Below are 14,065 nucleotides of genomic sequence, written 5' to 3'. Positions count from 1 at the left end.
TTCTGTCAATTCACCCGTTACCGGCGCGGGCGTACAACGCCCCAAAGCGCCACGAGCAGGGCCGATCCGACGATGGCCGCGCCCCAGCCAAGCAGTTGGCCATCCGTGAACAGATGCAGCGCGCGGCCAGTGTAGAAAGCGCCCAGGGCACCGGTCACACCCAGCAATAGCGCGGCTGGCAGGCGGACGACGCGTCCGGACGGATGCATCATCCGCCCCGCCACTCCAACAACCGCTCCTACCACTGCCATGCCGAGCATGCGCCCCTCCTGTGTCCTGTCAGCCACACCGCGTGACTCCGGCCATAACAATACTTCAGTTGGAACAAAACACCCCGATCCCCTGCAACTTTGCAACCGGGCGGTATAATGACCAGCGCTTCCGGTTGCGATCCGGATGGCACCAGAACCCCACAAATGCAACTGCTCGCAATCGGAATCAATCACACGACGGCACCCGTTTCGCTCCGCGAACGTGTGGCGTTTCCGCTTGAGCAGATCAAACCCGCACTTGGCACGCTGCGCACCCACCTGGCGGGACGCAACGGCACCGAGGCCGCCATTCTTTCCACCTGCAACCGCACCGAGATCTACTGCGCCACAGACGTGCTGCAGCCGGGGTCGGAAGGTTTCGAGCACACGCTGCGCTGGCTGGCCCAGCACCACAACGTGCCCGCGGGGGAACTGGCGCCGCATTTGTACGCCCTGCCCCAGTCCGAAGCCGTGCGCCATGCGTTCCGCGTGGCCAGCGGCCTCGATTCGATGGTGCTCGGCGAAACCCAGATCCTGGGGCAGTTGAAGGATGCCGTGCGCACCGCTGGCGAAGCCGGCGCGCTGGGCACATACCTGAACCAGTTGTTCCAGCGCACGTTCGCGGTGGCCAAGGAAGTACGCGGCCAGACCGAGATCGGTGCGCATTCGGTATCGATGGCGGCTGCGGCGGTTCGCCTGGCGCAGCGCATTTTCGAAAGCGTATCCACGCAACGCGTGCTGTTCATCGGCGCGGGCGAGATGATCGAACTCTGCGCCACACACTTTGCCGCGCAATTGCCGCGCCAGATCGTGGTGGCCAACCGGACCGTCGAGCGTGGCGAAAAACTGGCCGAACAGCTTGCCGAACAGGGCCTGACCACGCAGGCCATCCGCCTGCAGGACCTGGGCGACCGCCTGCACGAATTCGATATCGTGGTGTCCTGCACTGCAAGCTCGCTGCCGATCATCGGCCTGGGCGCCGTGGAGCGCGCGGTCAAGCGCCGCAAGCACCGCCCGATCATGATGGTGGACCTTGCCGTGCCGCGCGACGTCGAACCCGAGGTGGCGCGCCTGAATGACGTGTTCCTGTACACCGTCGACGATCTCGGCGCCGTCGTGCGCGAAGGCAACGCGATGCGCCAGGCCGCCGTGGCGCAGGCCGAGGCGATCATCGAGACGCGCGTGCAGAATTTCATGCACTGGCTGGAAACGCGCAGCGTGGTGCCCGTCATCCGCGAACTGCAGTCGCAGGGCGAGGCGATCCGTCAGGCCGAGGTCGAACGCGCGCGCCGCATGCTGGCACGCGGCGACGATCCCGAAGCCGTGCTCGAAGCACTGTCCGGCGCGCTGACCCGCAAGTTCCTGCATGGCCCGACCCACGCACTGAACCACACGCAGGGCGAAGACCGCGAGGCGCTGCTGCGTCTGGTGCCGGGCCTGTTCCGCCACAGCAGCCACTCCGAGCGCTAGCCGCTCCCTTCTGCATTGGCTGGCGCCTCCGCCAGCGCCCGGCATCTTCTGCTTGCCGATCCGCACGCTCAGCGCACCGCCCCCGCTACCCCCAATTTCTCCGCCACCGATGAAAGCCAGCATTTCAACCAAGCTCGACCAACTGACCGAGCGGCTCGATGAAGTCAACGCCCTGCTTGCGCGCGAAGACGCCACGGCGGACATGAACCAGTACCGCAAGCTGTCGCGCGAACATGCCGAGCTGTCGCCGGTGGCCGAGCAATATGGGCAATATCGCCAGGCGCAGGACGACCTGACCACGGCCCAGGCGCTGCTTGACGATCCCGAGATGAAGGAATTCGCGGCCGACGAGATCGACGCGGCCCGCGAGCGCCTCGAATCGCTGGAAAAGACGCTGCAGACCCTGCTGCTGCCGAAGGACCCGAACGACGACCGCAACCTGCTGCTGGAAATCCGCGCGGGCACCGGCGGCGAGGAAAGCGCGCTGTTCGCCGCCGACCTGCTGCGCATGTACACGCGCTATGCGGAACGCCAGCGCTGGCAGGTGGAGATCATGAGCGAGTCCGAGTCGGACCTGGGCGGCTACAAGGAAGTAATCGTGCGCATTGCCGGCGATGCCGCGTTCTCGAAGCTCAAGTTCGAATCGGGCGGCCACCGCGTGCAGCGCGTGCCGGCCACCGAATCGCAAGGCCGCATCCACACGTCGGCCTGCACCGTGGCCGTGATGCCGGAAGCCGACGAGGTGGGCGAGGTCGAGATCAATCCGTCGGACTTGCGCGTCGATACGTTCCGCGCCTCGGGCGCCGGCGGCCAGCACGTGAACAAGACCGACTCCGCCGTGCGCCTGACCCACCTGCCCACCGGCATCGTGGTCGAGTGCCAGGACGACCGCAGCCAGCATCGCAACAAGGAAAAGGCGATGAAGGTGCTGGCCGCGCGCATCAAGGACGGGCAGCTCCGTGCCGCGCAGGCCAAGGAGGCCAGCACGCGCCGCAACCTGATCGGCTCGGGTGACCGCAGCGACCGCATCCGGACGTACAACTTCCCGCAGGGCCGCGTGACCGACCACCGCATCAACCTCACGCTCTACAAGATCGACATGATCATGGATGGCGATCTGGACGAGCTGATTTCGTCCCTGTCCGCCGAACATCAGGCCGACCAGCTTGCCGCATTGGGCGAGGACGCCTGAATTTGTAACCGACGTAAATGCTTGAAACAGCACTGGTCGGCAAAAACGCGCTGTCTATAATCGATTGCGACCAGACCAACCCGATACGTCACTTTCAAGGCGCAGCGGGCCGCGAAGTCTGGATGGAAGTTCAGTCCTCCAACAGCCGTACAAGGATGAAATCATGAAAAAACTGCTCGCTCTGCTGATGATCACCGCCGCCCTGGCTGCCTGCAGCAAGAAGGAAGAGGCGCCGAAGACCGACACCGAAGCCGCCATGCAGAGTGCCGCCGATTCGGCCAAGGCTGCTGCCAGCGGCGCAGCCGCTGCCGCGTCCGATGCAGCGGACGCCGCCAAGGCCGCCGCCAGCGATGCGGCTGCCGATGTCTCCGCCGCCGCCGACAAGGCCAAGGTAGAAGCCAACAACGCGATGTCCGCCGCCAAGGATGCAGCGAAGGATGCCGTCAATACGGCCGCCGACAAGGCCAAGGACAGCGTCAACAAGTAAATCCCCTACGCAAGGGTGTTGCACCGTGGGAGCCGGATTCGGCTTACACTAGCCGCCAGTTGCGAAGCCATGAAAAAAACCCCGTCCGGGCACCTCCGACGGGGTTTTTTGCAAACTGGCTCACGGTCCCCTTGATGTGCGAAGTACGACGATGTCCCTGAATCCACCGGGCGCGCTGCCGCCCGCCCCTACGCTGCGCGAAGCGCTGACCCTTGCCGCCATTGCCGGAATTCCGGCGCTGGAGGCCCGCATGCTGCTTTCGCACGTCACCGGATTTACGCGCACCCAGCTGATCACCCGCGACAACGAACATCTGAATATTGCACAGCGTGATGCATTTGCCACGCTGCTGGCCCGCAGGCTCGCCGGGGAGCCGATGGCCTACCTGCTGGGCGAACGCGAATTCTTCGGCCGTACCTTCCGCGTCACGCCCGATGTGCTGATTCCGCGCCCCGACACAGAAGTGGCAGTGGAAGCCGCGCTGGCCCACATCGCCGGGCTCAAGGCGCCGCGCGTGCTGGACATGGGCACCGGCTCCGGCATCCTGGCCGTGACAATCGCCCGCGAGCGGCCCGACGCCGAGGTCTGGGCCACCGACATCTCGCCCGGAGCGCTGATGGTGGCGCGAGACAACGCCCGCGCGCTCCAGGCCGACAACATCCGTTTCCTGGTATCCGACTGGTACGACGCGGTGCCCGAAGACCTGCGCTTCCACCTGATCGTCAGCAATCCGCCCTATATCGCGAAGGGCGATCCGCATCTTGTGGAGGGCGACCTGCGTTTCGAGCCGCTCGACGCCCTGACCGATCACGACGACGGGATGAGCGACCTTGGGACGATCGTGGCTGGCGCAGCCCGGCGACTGCTGCCCGGCGGCTGGCTGCTGATGGAACACGGCTACGACCAGGGCGAAGCAACCCGCACCCTGCTGACCGGGGCCGGCTTTGCCGAGGTCTTTACCGCACGCGACCTGGCGGGACACGAACGCTGCAGCGGCGGCCGCCTGCCAGGTTGATTTTCGGCCCGAATGTCCTTACCTGAAGGCAGGGCATGAATCCGGTAAAATCCGATCCCAATCCCCCCACTTCAGCGACGCTTGTGGCGCCGCGCGCAACCGGAACGTTTACATCATGAGTGACGCACAACAGAAGATCGACCAGATCGTGAAGGGCAGCCCTGTGGTCCTGTTCATGAAGGGCACTGCACAATTCCCGATGTGCGGCTTTTCGGGCCGTGCCATCCAGATCCTGAAGGCTTGCGGCGTTGACGCCCCGACCACGGTCAACGTGCTCGAAGACGAATCGATCCGCCAGGGCATCAAGGAATACGCCAACTGGCCGACGATTCCCCAGCTCTACGTGAATGGCGAGTTCATCGGCGGTTCGGACATCATGATGGAGATGTACCAGAACGGCGAGCTGCAATCGCTGCTCCAGGCCTGACCATCCGCACATCATGCCTGTGACAAAAGGCGGCGCGCCGCAACGGCTGATCGTCGCCATCACGGGCGCCACGGGCGCCATTTATGGCGTCCGGCTCCTGCAGGTACTGCAGCGCGCGAGCAATGTGGAAACGCATTTGCTGATCTCGCCCGCCGGCGTCATGAACCTGCAGCACGAACTCGACATGGCCCGCGCCGACGTGGAAGCGCTGGCCGATGTCGTGCACAACGTGCGCGATATCGGCGCGACGATCGCCAGCGGGTCATTCCGCGCCGATGCAATGATCGTCGCCCCCTGCTCGATGCGCACGCTGGCCGCGATTGCCCATGGCCTGTCAGACAATCTCATCACGCGCGCAGCCGATGTCACGCTCAAGGAGCGGCGCAAGCTGGTGCTGATGGTGCGGGAAACGCCGCTGAACCTGGCGCATCTGCGCAATATGACGGCGGTAACGGAAATGGGCGGGATCGTATTCCCGCCTGTGCCGGGGTTCTACCAGAAGCCCCAGAGCATCGCCGAACTGGTCGACCACACCGTCGGGCGTGTACTCGACCTGGTCGATTTGCGGGATATCGGCGAGACGCTCGCGCCCGGCTGGGGCGGGCTGAACGGCGGCGCGGAAGACTGATGCACTAACGCTGTAATCCGCTCCCCTCTCCCGCCTTGCGGGAGAGGGGAGAACACCAAGGGTAATTGTTACCAGTAGTGCCGGTAGTAGCGGCGGCCATAATAGCCGCCACCGTAGTAGCCGCCGCCGTAGTAGCCGGGACTCACCACTACCGCGGGCGGCCCAACGTAGACCGGTGCGGGTGCCACGGCTACCGGCGCCGGCGCCACCGCCGGGCCGTACGGCGTGGGGTACACCGCGCAACCGCCAAGCATGGCTGCGCCAGCCACTGCCAAACCCATCAGTATTGTTTTCATTGCGACGTCCTTGTTGTGATGCTGCTGCCTTCAAGAACGTTATACGGGGGTGCCTGGTAATACAGCGTCAAGCTGCTGTAACCCTTGTTACGATTCGCAACGTATTTGTGCACGTAAGCGATCACAAATCGAAGCGGATACCCTGCGCCAGCGGCAACGCGTCGCCATAGTTGATCGTGTTGGTGGCGCGCCGCATATAGCCCTTCCACGCGTCCGACCCTGACTCCCGCCCGCCGCCGGTCGCCTTCTCGCCGCCGAATGCCCCGCCAATCTCGGCGCCGCTGGTGCCGATGTTGACGTTGGCGATGCCGCAATCGCTACCGGCTGCCGACAGGAACAACTCGGCCTCCCGCAGCGACTCGGTAAAGATGCACGACGACAGCCCGTGCGATGCCGCGTTATTGAGCGCGATTGCCTCGTCCAGCGAGGTGTAGGGCATCAGGTACAGGATTGGCGCGAAGGTCTCGGTCAGCATCGTGTCGTGCTGGGTATCGGTCAGCACCAGCGCAGGCCGCACGTAGCAGGCATGGGGGTAGTGATCGGCAAGCAGACGCTCGCCACCATGCACGATGTTGCCCTGCGCGCGGCAGCTTGCCAGCGCGTTGGCCATGGCATCGCCGGCGGCCTGGTCGATCAATGGCCCGACCAGCGTGCCTTCCTGCAACGGATCGCCTACCGGAAGCCGTGCGTACACCTGGCGCAGCCGGTTCGTCACGGTCTCAATCAAATCGGCATGGACAAACGCGCGGCGCAACGTGGTGCAGCGCTGCCCCGCCGTTCCCGCCGCCGCGAACGTCATCGCGCGGATCGTCCGTTCCAGGTCGGCCGACGGCGCGACGATGGCCGCGTTGTTGCCGCCAAGCTCAAGAATCGCCCGCTTGAAATGCGCGGCGCAGGCCATGCCGACCTCGCGCCCCATGCGCGTCGATCCTGTCGCGCTCATCAACCGCACGGCGGGATGCTGCACGAGGTGCGCGCCTAGCTGGCGGCCACCCTGCAGCACGCAGCAGAGTCCGCCGAACTGGGGCGCATGCTGATCGAACACGCGATCGAGCAGGCCCTGCGCGGCCAGCGCGCAGAGCGGCGTCTTTTCCGACGGCTTCCAGACCACGCCGTTGCCGCAAATCAGCGCCAGCGCCGCATTCCACGCCCACACCGCCACCGGGAAGTTGAATGCCGAGATCACGCCGCAGAGGCCATACGGATGCCAGGTCTCGCGCATCGCGTGGGCGGGCCGCTCGGAGGCAATCGTCAGCCCGTGCAACTGGCGCGACAGCCCCACCGCGAAGTCGCAGATGTCGATCATCTCCTGCACTTCGCCAAGCCCTTCCTGCAGGATCTTGCCGGACTCGAGCGAAACCAGCCGCCCCAGCGAGTCCTTGTGCGCGCGCAGTGCTTCACCGAAGCGCCGCACCACCTCGCCGCGCACCGGCGCGGGCGTCAGGGCCCACGTGGACTGCGCCGCGTGTGCGCGGGCGATCCGCGTGCCGGCCTCGGCCGGTTCGCACACCGGCAGATGGCCAAACACCTCCCCGTCAATCGGCGAGCGTAGCGCCAGCGTGCCAGCCACTGCGCCATCGGCGCGAGCCCACGGAGTCGGCAGGTCCATGGCCTGCCAGCAGGCTGCGATCTCTTGCGCTTTCATGCGAGCGTCTCCTGTAGCGGATTGCGAGCGTAGTGCCGGCCGAAGCGGTTGGCCAGGAACCGGTCGAGCGGCATGGCCTCCTGCCGCACGAATCCCGCCTGCGGCAGCACGCCCGTGGCCACCAGGTCGAGCGCACCGCAGATGCCGGCCGCCGTGGTCAACTGGATCGCGTTGACATGACCGATGCCGGCAAAGTCTTCCATCCCGCCGATACGCGCCGAGAACGATGCCTGCGTCAGCGGCCCGCGCTTGCCCTCGCCGCGCACGCCGGGCGGATGTCCGGTGGCGCTGGCAAACACGATCACCACGTCCTGCTCGGTGACCGGAATCGCGTGCTCCAGGATCTCGCGCAGCCATTCGCGCCGCTCGCGCAGCCGCAGATCGTTCAGCAGCAGCTTCAACTGCGCGCAATGGCCGGGATAGCGGATCGACTTGTAGTCGACCTGCCGAGCGTGGCCGGCCAGCGTGTCGGGCAATGTGCCCAGCCCCCCAGATGTATTAAAGGCCTCGTACTCGACGCCGTCCAGTGCGAAGGTCTCGTGCCCCTCCAGCGCTGGCAGTTCCACGCGCCGGCCGTCGACGATTGCCTCGCACGGGTTGCAATACTCGTTGATCAGCCCTTCGGTGCTCCACGTCAGGTTGTACTTGAGCGCGTTGCTTGGATAGCGCGGCAGCGCGCCAACACGCATGCGCAGGTCCAGCAGTTCGCCGCCGCCGCGCAGGAACCGCTGCGCGAGATCATGGCCGACCACGCCGATAAAACCCGGCGCCAGCCCGCACTGGGGCATCAGCACCGAACGCGCGCCCTGCCCAAGCTCACGGATCGCATGGGTGGCGGCCACATCCTCGGTCAGGTCGAAGTAATGCACGCCAAGCCGCGCGGCCACCTTCGCCACGTTGATGGCGGCATGGAAAGGCAGCGCATTGAGCACCGCGTCCGCGCCGGCCAGCAGCGCGGCGCAGGTGCCCGGTTCGGTAGGATCGCCCGCACGTACGGCAATCTGGCGCGGCAGGCCGTCCAGCCGGTGCGCATCGTGATCGACCAGGCAGACGCGGTAGTCGCCCGAATCGGCCAGCATCGCGGCGATCACGCGGCCGATCTTGCCGGCGCCGAGCACCACAACGGACAGCGGCCGCGGCGCCAGGGTCAGGTCGCGCACGGTGGCGGGACCAAGCGTAGAAGGTTGCATGGCAGACTCCGTCGAAACGTCATGAAAAGCAGTCGTTGTGACTGAAGTATGGGCAGCAACGCGCACGTTTTACAGCCACAAGATTGACGAAAGCCCGTCATAATTCGACGCATCGACGTCCATTGCTGACGATACGTCAGAGCGAACCATGGCGGAACTCGACCAGACCGACCGGCACCTGCTGGCACTGCTGCAGGCCAATGCGCGCGAGTCCGCGGCCAATTTGGCGCGTGCGCTCGGCATTGCACGCACCACCGTGGTGGCGCGCATCGCGCGGCTGGAGCGGATCGGCGTGATCGCCGGGTACGGCGTGCGACTGGGCCGCCAGATGGAGGACAACTCGATCCTGGCGTTCTGCGGCGTGTCCGTGCAGCCCAAGTCCGCCCCCACCGTGGTGCGCGCGCTGCAGCGGCTGCCCGAAATCGAGGAACTCAATTCGGTCAGCGGCCCGGTGGATTACATGGCCGTGATCCGCTGCGATTCCCACGCGCGGCTGGACAAACTGCTGGACGAGATCGGCATGCTCGATGGCGTCAATCACACGCAGACATCGATCGTGCTGGCGCGCAAGATCGACCGGCGAAGGGCGGCTGGCTAGGCGTGGCGGGCTAGCGGCCCTGCCCATTCAGGAGACAAACATGAACAAGGACATTCGCGTTGCCGTGGGCGGCGTAACGGGCTGGGCTGGCGGCGAACTCGCGCGCGGCGTGGCCCATTCGCCCGACATGACACTGGTGGCCGGCCTGTCGCGCGGTGCGGCAGGACAGGCGCTGGCCAGCCTGACCGGCCACGCCGATACCCCGGGCGTGGCCGCGGCCAGCATCGAGGAACTGAACCAGACGCCTTACGACGTCTACGTGGAGTACACGAAGCCGGTCGTCGCCAAGCACAACATCCTGCAGGCGCTGGCGCACGGCGCGCATGTGGTGGTGGGTACGTCCGGGCTGACCGATAACGACTATGCGGAAATCGACGCCGCCGCACGCAAGGCCGATCGCGGCGTGCTGGCCTGCGGCAACTTCGCGATTACCGTCGTGCTGCTGCAGAAGTTCGCCGAGATGGCCGCGCACCATCTCGATCATTGGGAAATCATCGACTACGCGAAGGCCGGCAAGGTAGACGTGCCATCAGGCACCGTGCGCGAACTCGCGTTCCGGCTTGGCCAGATCAAGGATGCCGCGCAGGCCGTGCCGATCGACCAGGTCAGCGGCCCGAAGGAGACGCGCGGCGCGACGATGTCTGGCACGCAGGTCCATGCGGTACGGCTGCCCGGCTACCAGCTTGGCGTCGAAGTGATCTTCGGCGCGGACGGCCAGCGTCTGCATCTGAAGCACGAGGCCGGAGACGGCTCCAAGCCGTACGTGTCCGGCGCGCTGCTGGCCATCCGCAAGGTCCACACCGTGCGCGGCGTGGTGCGCGGGCTGGACAAGGTGATGGAAGGGCTCTGACCTTACCAGCTACCCGGGTTCACCGGCTTTGCGGGCGCCGGCTTCTTGTCGGCCTTCGCCGGCTTCTTCGCGGCCGCGTCGGACGCGGGCGGCGCAAGCGACTTTGCCACTTCGGCATCGCGGTTGGCCATCAGGGCACGCGCCTGCGGCAACAGCAGTTCGATCGTGCCCTCGGACGGGTCTTCCGGAATCGCATAAAGCTCGACCGTCAGCGGGCGGTGCATCCAGCCCGCGTGAATCGTCTTCACCGCATTGCCGCCCTTGTCCTTCATGTCGACCATTTCCTTGCGGAACGGCTTGCCATAGCGTGCGGAAAGCGATTGCTCGGCGGCATCCTGCGACTTGACGCCGTCGGTCGGCACGATCACCCCGACCAGCGCGTTTCCATCGACAAGCGCCAGCACGTACGAGCCGTCCATGAACGCGGGGCGCTTGTCGCGCGGCACACCAACCTGGCGCATCACGCCATCGCCACGCACTTCGACGCACAGCGCGGTGACATCCTTGCCGTCCGGGGTGCGGTGATCCGCACAATCGGTCAGCGCCGGCAGCGGGCTGCCGATTTCGAACGTGCCAAGCAACTGCGACAGCGCATCAGTGCCTGAGGCGGCATGTGCGGGCGGCGCGGAAGGGGTGGCGTGGGTGGCGGGCGCGGAGGGCGCGGCGGGTGCGGCATGGGCGACAGACGTCGCCAGCAGGCTGGCAAGCGCCAGCCCGGCAAGGGGCAATCTCAAAACTCACTCCTGAAAACGGCTCCGCGTTGGAGCCCGCTCCGCGCCGAGGGTTCCGGCCCGTCAACTTAAAGTGATGTCAGGTCGACAGGCTTGCCGGACGATGGCTAGCGGAGCATATGCTTCACGGCCTGGAAGCATACCAGTGCAAGGCCGATCAGCACGGCCCAGAGGATCAGGCGGGGGACCGGACTCGGTGGCAACTGGCTGGTGGGCGTGCGCTGCGCAACCGGTGCGCGCATGCGCGAATTGGTCTGCAGTCCGCGCGTGTGCCAGATCATGGTGTCGGCGCCCAGGTCGCGTGCCTGGGCGTGTTCGCGGACCGGCGTCTTGCCTGGTGCCGCGGCTTGCGTAGAACGCGTGTTGGTCGAACGAGTGCTGGTCGGACCTTTGCCGACCGGTCGCTGCGTGGCCATCCCCTGCCCCCCGAATGCATCGATTGCCGACGAATCAGTGTGCCGCCGGTACACACGCGCGGCCGCCGGTCTACTGCCTCCGGTCCGCGCGCGGCACATGTTAAGACAAAGCGCGCACGCCCGCCATAGGCCCCTTACGGGGCGCGATCTAAAACAGACGCTTCAAGCGGGCGCGGACTTCCGCGTGACCGCCACGGCCTCGCGGCGGAACGCATGACCCACGTGGTGATAGAACGGATGCGGGTTGAACTGGCGCGACAGGAAAGACGCCAGCAGCGACGCGGCCAGCAGGAAGATCGTCAGGTCCTGCGAGCGGGTCATCTCCATCACGATCACGCTGGCGGTGATTGGCGCCTGCGTGGCGGCCGCCAGGAACGCCGCCATCGAAACCAGCGCCAGCACGCGCGGCTCCGTGGCACCCGACAGGAAGTGCGACACGGTGTCACCGATCCCCGCGCCGATGGCCAGCGCAGGCGTGAAGATCCCGCCCGGGATACCGGCGAAATATGACAACACCGTGGCGGCGAACTTAGCCAGTCCGAACCAGATCGTGCTGTGCGGCGTGCCGTTGATCAGGCCCGAAGCCTGCCCGTAGCCGGTGCCAAACGTCGCGCCAGCGGTTGCCCAGCCGAGCGCGGCCACCCCCAGGCCGCAGAAGAACGCCACCTGCACGGGATGCTCGTTCAGCCAGCCGCGCCACTTCGCCGGCGCAAGGCCCGGCACCCCGGCTATCAGCAGCTTGGCGAACAATCCGCCCATTACGCCGTTGACCACGGCACAGAGCAGCACTGGCCCCCACGCATCATGCAGCACCAGCATCGGCACCTTGACGCTGAAGTACGGGTTGTTGCCAAGCACGGCCAGCGACAGGAAGCCGGCCGTCAGCACACCCGACAGCACAAGCCGGTCCCAACGCACCGAGGTGCCGCGCCCCAGTTCCTCGATGGCGAACACAACCCCGGCAAGCGGGGTGTTGAATGCCGCGGCAAGCCCCCCTGCTGCGCCGGCGGCGATCAGCGCATTCGGATGGAAGCCGATACGGAACTGCAGCTTTTCGTGGCACAGGCGGCCCCAGGTCAGCATGGCCGCGGCGCCAACCTGCACCGACGGCCCTTCACGGCCAACCGACGCCCCGACCAGCAGCGCGCCCGTGGTCAACACCACCTTCCACATCGATTGCCGGAACGACACCAGCACGGTTTGCGCCGCCCCGGCGGGCGGCAGCGTCACGGCGGCGATCACCTGCGGGATGCCGCTGCCGCGCGCCTGCGGCGCCAGGCGGATGGTCAGCCAGCGCAGCGCGGCCAGTCCGAACGGCAGCATCACGAAGGCCAGCCACGGCGTGGCCGTGGTCATCTTGGCGTTCCATCGCAGCGCGATTTCCGCGATATAGGCAAAGACGATCGAGAACAGCGCAACGAAGCCCGCGCCGCACATGAACGCCCCATAACGCATGGTGGTGCGCGAAATGCGGCCGACCTGGCGCGTCTTGCGGAACGCCGTGCTGCGCGCACGTCCACGCAGGCCGCCGAAGCGATCCGGGGAAGATGGGGAATCTGAACCGGGGGATGTTGCGGGCGCCGATTCGGCAGGCTTGCCGGCGCCGGATGATGTGGCGGGCTTGGATGAATCGGGCGAATTGGGGGAATCTGGCGGCTCGGCAGTCATGGCGTCGATGCGTGAGCGATGGGGCGCGTGAGAATGATGTTGGCACCCGGGACTGCGCTGGCCGTCCCGGAAGCCCCTCAACTATACGCCCGTCGCTCCCGCCGCTTGCCCGCGTCTTGCCCGCCTCTTGCCCTTTCCTGCGCCACGCGCGCTCAGTCCAGGCTGATGTGATTGGCGCGGATGACCTTGCCCCAGTTATCACGATCGGCGGCGACATAGCGGTCGATCTCGGCCTGCGTGCGCGGCGACTGAACCACCAGCCCCAGCGCATTGAACGTATTGCGGAACTGCGTCTCCGTCAGCACGTGCGATGCCGCCGCCTGCAGCTTCGCCACGGCATCGGGCGGTGTCTGCGCGGGCACGGCCAGGCCAAACCAGGTGGCCGCATGGAAGTCTGGATAACCGCTTTCGGCGACGGTCGGCACGTTCGGCAGCACGTCAAGCCGCGAGCGCCCGGTCACGGCCAGCGCCTTGAGCTTGCCGGCCTTGATATGCGGCAGCGAGGTGCTGACCACATCGACCATCAACTGCACGTCATTGGCCAGCAGCGCGGACAGCGCCGGCGCGCTGCCGTTGTACGGCACGTGCGTCATGTCGATGCCAAGCTCGGATTTCAGCATCTCCGTGGCCAGTTGCAGCGGATTGCCGAGTCCCACCGAGGAATAGTTGAGCTTGCCGTTGGCGGCCTTGGCATAGGCCGCGAACTCGCGCGTGTTGCTGGCCGGCACCTGGTTGTTGGTGACCACCACAAGCGGCACTTCGATGCCGATCGTGATGACCTTGAAGTCCTTCGGGTCGTATCCGGTTTTCTTGTACAGCAGCGGGTTCAGCACCATGCTCGCGCTGGTACCCATCAGGACCGTGTAGCCGTCCGGCTGCGCGCGCGAAACGGACTGCGTGCCGACCATCGTGTTGGCACCGGGCCGGTTCTCCACCACCACTGGCTGCTTCAGCTCGCGCGCCATGCCTTCGGCCAGCGCACGGCCGAACTGGTCCGTGGAACCACCGGGCGTGTAGGGCACCACGAGCTTGATCGGGCGCTCGGGCCAGGCGGCGAATGCGGTTGCCGTGGTCGTTGCCAGTGCCAGTGTGGCCGCGGCCAGGATGGCGGTTCTGCGGTGCATGTTGTCTCCTGTTGCTTTGTTTTATGTGTGTGTTTCTCCCCTCTCCCGCACGGCGGGAGAGGGGCAGGGGGAGAGGG

Annotated in this window: 16 protein-coding genes; 8 read left to right on the top strand and 8 right to left on the bottom strand. The window is 66.2% G+C overall.

Annotation, left to right across the window (positions count from 1 at the left end; translation table 11 throughout):
- Positions 1-17: 17 nt before the first annotated feature.
- Entirely contained in the window at positions 18-260 is a 243-nt protein-coding gene (locus B552_RS0120830; protein ID WP_026035884.1) for a hypothetical protein, read from the bottom strand.
- A gap of 156 nt (positions 261-416) precedes the next feature.
- Between B552_RS0120830 and hemA the strand changes: the two genes are divergently transcribed.
- The 6 genes from hemA (at position 417) to B552_RS0120800 (ending at position 5,470) form a co-directional block, all read left to right on the top strand.
- The gene (gene hemA, locus B552_RS0120825) at positions 417-1,721 is read left to right on the top strand and encodes a glutamyl-tRNA reductase (protein ID WP_019450997.1); all 1,305 of its coding nucleotides are present in this window, start codon (positions 417-419) and stop codon (positions 1,719-1,721) included.
- A 109-nt stretch (positions 1,722-1,830) separates the two neighbouring features.
- On the top strand, positions 1,831-2,913 hold the full coding sequence (gene prfA / locus B552_RS0120820) for a peptide chain release factor 1 (protein ID WP_019450996.1): 1,083 nt from the start codon (positions 1,831-1,833) through the stop codon (positions 2,911-2,913).
- Between the two features lie 163 nt (positions 2,914-3,076).
- On the top strand, positions 3,077-3,400 hold the full coding sequence (locus B552_RS0120815) for a hypothetical protein (protein ID WP_019450995.1): 324 nt from the start codon (positions 3,077-3,079) through the stop codon (positions 3,398-3,400).
- Positions 3,401-3,551: 151 nt separating this feature from the next.
- On the top strand, positions 3,552-4,415 hold the full coding sequence (prmC, locus tag B552_RS0120810) for a peptide chain release factor N(5)-glutamine methyltransferase (RefSeq protein ID WP_019450994.1): 864 nt from the start codon (positions 3,552-3,554) through the stop codon (positions 4,413-4,415).
- Positions 4,416-4,530: 115 nt separating this feature from the next.
- On the top strand, positions 4,531-4,842 hold the full coding sequence (grxD, locus tag B552_RS0120805; protein WP_019450993.1) for a Grx4 family monothiol glutaredoxin: 312 nt from the start codon (positions 4,531-4,533) through the stop codon (positions 4,840-4,842).
- Between the two features lie 13 nt (positions 4,843-4,855).
- On the top strand, positions 4,856-5,470 hold the full coding sequence (locus B552_RS0120800; RefSeq protein WP_019450992.1) for a UbiX family flavin prenyltransferase: 615 nt from the start codon (positions 4,856-4,858) through the stop codon (positions 5,468-5,470).
- Positions 5,471-5,538: 68 nt separating this feature from the next.
- Here the strand turns inward: B552_RS0120800 and B552_RS0120795 are convergent, their stop codons facing one another.
- The 3 genes from B552_RS0120795 to B552_RS0120785 all read right to left on the bottom strand — a co-directional run bounded on the left by B552_RS0120795 (position 5,539) and on the right by B552_RS0120785 (position 8,601).
- Positions 5,539-5,766: a hypothetical protein gene (locus B552_RS0120795; RefSeq protein ID WP_026035883.1), complete on the bottom strand. Its 228-nt coding sequence runs from the start codon at positions 5,764-5,766 to the stop codon at positions 5,539-5,541.
- Positions 5,767-5,887: 121 nt separating this feature from the next.
- Positions 5,888-7,411: an aldehyde dehydrogenase family protein gene (locus B552_RS0120790; protein ID WP_019450990.1), complete on the bottom strand. Its 1,524-nt coding sequence runs from the start codon at positions 7,409-7,411 to the stop codon at positions 5,888-5,890.
- On the bottom strand, positions 7,408-8,601 hold the full coding sequence (locus B552_RS0120785) for a saccharopine dehydrogenase C-terminal domain-containing protein (RefSeq protein ID WP_019450989.1): 1,194 nt from the start codon (positions 8,599-8,601) through the stop codon (positions 7,408-7,410). The genes B552_RS0120790 and B552_RS0120785 overlap by 4 nt, the downstream gene beginning before the upstream one ends.
- Positions 8,602-8,749: 148 nt before the next feature.
- On the opposite strand from B552_RS0120785, the gene B552_RS0120780 reads away from it, so the two are divergent.
- Together B552_RS0120780 and dapB are read left to right on the top strand one after the other, a co-directional pair.
- Positions 8,750-9,199: an Lrp/AsnC family transcriptional regulator gene (locus tag B552_RS0120780; RefSeq protein ID WP_019450988.1), complete on the top strand. Its 450-nt coding sequence runs from the start codon at positions 8,750-8,752 to the stop codon at positions 9,197-9,199.
- Between the two features lie 40 nt (positions 9,200-9,239).
- Entirely contained in the window at positions 9,240-10,049 is an 810-nt protein-coding gene (gene dapB / locus B552_RS0120775; RefSeq protein ID WP_019450987.1) for a 4-hydroxy-tetrahydrodipicolinate reductase, read from the top strand.
- A 2-nt stretch (positions 10,050-10,051) separates the two neighbouring features.
- Here dapB and B552_RS0120770 read toward each other — a convergent pair whose 3' ends face one another.
- From B552_RS0120770 to B552_RS0120755, 4 genes are all read right to left on the bottom strand, one after another.
- Complete coding sequence (locus B552_RS0120770; protein ID WP_026035882.1) at positions 10,052-10,783, bottom strand: hypothetical protein; 732 nt, start codon at positions 10,781-10,783, stop codon at positions 10,052-10,054.
- Positions 10,784-10,887: 104 nt separating this feature from the next.
- Positions 10,888-11,196 carry a hypothetical protein gene (locus B552_RS0120765; RefSeq protein ID WP_019450985.1) on the bottom strand — a complete coding sequence of 103 codons (309 nt, stop codon included), beginning with the start codon at positions 11,194-11,196 and terminating at the stop codon, positions 10,888-10,890.
- A 162-nt stretch (positions 11,197-11,358) separates the two neighbouring features.
- A complete protein-coding gene (locus B552_RS0120760; RefSeq protein ID WP_019450984.1) occupies positions 11,359-12,864 on the bottom strand; it encodes a chloride channel protein in 1,506 nt (501 codons plus the stop codon).
- 152 nt (positions 12,865-13,016) lie between these two features.
- Positions 13,017-13,988, bottom strand: a complete 972-nt coding sequence (locus B552_RS0120755) for a tripartite tricarboxylate transporter substrate binding protein (RefSeq protein WP_019450983.1) — start codon at positions 13,986-13,988, stop codon at positions 13,017-13,019.
- Positions 13,989-14,065: the final 77 nt, after the last annotated feature.

Source organism: Cupriavidus sp. BIS7, from assembly GCF_000292345.1.
Taxonomy (GTDB): Bacteria; Pseudomonadota; Gammaproteobacteria; order Burkholderiales; family Burkholderiaceae; genus Cupriavidus.
Note: the sequence above shows the minus strand (reverse complement) of the source record. Positions and strands in the feature narration are given on the sequence as shown.

Bases quoted from the DNA above. Each gene is read 5' to 3' on its own strand.
- B552_RS0120760 (WP_019450984.1), bottom strand. From the start codon at position 12,864: ATGACTGCCGAGCCGCCAGATTCCCCCAATTCGCCCGATTCATCCAAG.
- B552_RS0120795 (WP_026035883.1), bottom strand. From the start codon at position 5,766: ATGAAAACAATACTGATGGGTTTGGCAGTGGCTGGCGCAGCCATGCTT.
- B552_RS0120815 (WP_019450995.1), top strand. From the start codon at position 3,077: ATGAAAAAACTGCTCGCTCTGCTGATGATCACCGCCGCCCTGGCTGCC.
- hemA (WP_019450997.1), top strand. From the start codon at position 417: ATGCAACTGCTCGCAATCGGAATCAATCACACGACGGCACCCGTTTCG.
- grxD (WP_019450993.1), top strand. From the start codon at position 4,531: ATGAGTGACGCACAACAGAAGATCGACCAGATCGTGAAGGGCAGCCCT.
- B552_RS0120790 (WP_019450990.1), bottom strand. From the start codon at position 7,411: ATGAAAGCGCAAGAGATCGCAGCCTGCTGGCAGGCCATGGACCTGCCG.
- B552_RS0120755 (WP_019450983.1), bottom strand. From the start codon at position 13,988: ATGCACCGCAGAACCGCCATCCTGGCCGCGGCCACACTGGCACTGGCA.
- B552_RS0120830 (WP_026035884.1), bottom strand. From the start codon at position 260: ATGCTCGGCATGGCAGTGGTAGGAGCGGTTGTTGGAGTGGCGGGGCGG.
- prmC (WP_019450994.1), top strand. From the start codon at position 3,552: ATGTCCCTGAATCCACCGGGCGCGCTGCCGCCCGCCCCTACGCTGCGC.
- B552_RS0120765 (WP_019450985.1), bottom strand. From the start codon at position 11,196: ATGGCCACGCAGCGACCGGTCGGCAAAGGTCCGACCAGCACTCGTTCG.
- B552_RS0120780 (WP_019450988.1), top strand. From the start codon at position 8,750: ATGGCGGAACTCGACCAGACCGACCGGCACCTGCTGGCACTGCTGCAG.
- prfA (WP_019450996.1), top strand. From the start codon at position 1,831: ATGAAAGCCAGCATTTCAACCAAGCTCGACCAACTGACCGAGCGGCTC.
- dapB (WP_019450987.1), top strand. From the start codon at position 9,240: ATGAACAAGGACATTCGCGTTGCCGTGGGCGGCGTAACGGGCTGGGCT.
- B552_RS0120785 (WP_019450989.1), bottom strand. From the start codon at position 8,601: ATGCAACCTTCTACGCTTGGTCCCGCCACCGTGCGCGACCTGACCCTG.
- B552_RS0120800 (WP_019450992.1), top strand. From the start codon at position 4,856: ATGCCTGTGACAAAAGGCGGCGCGCCGCAACGGCTGATCGTCGCCATC.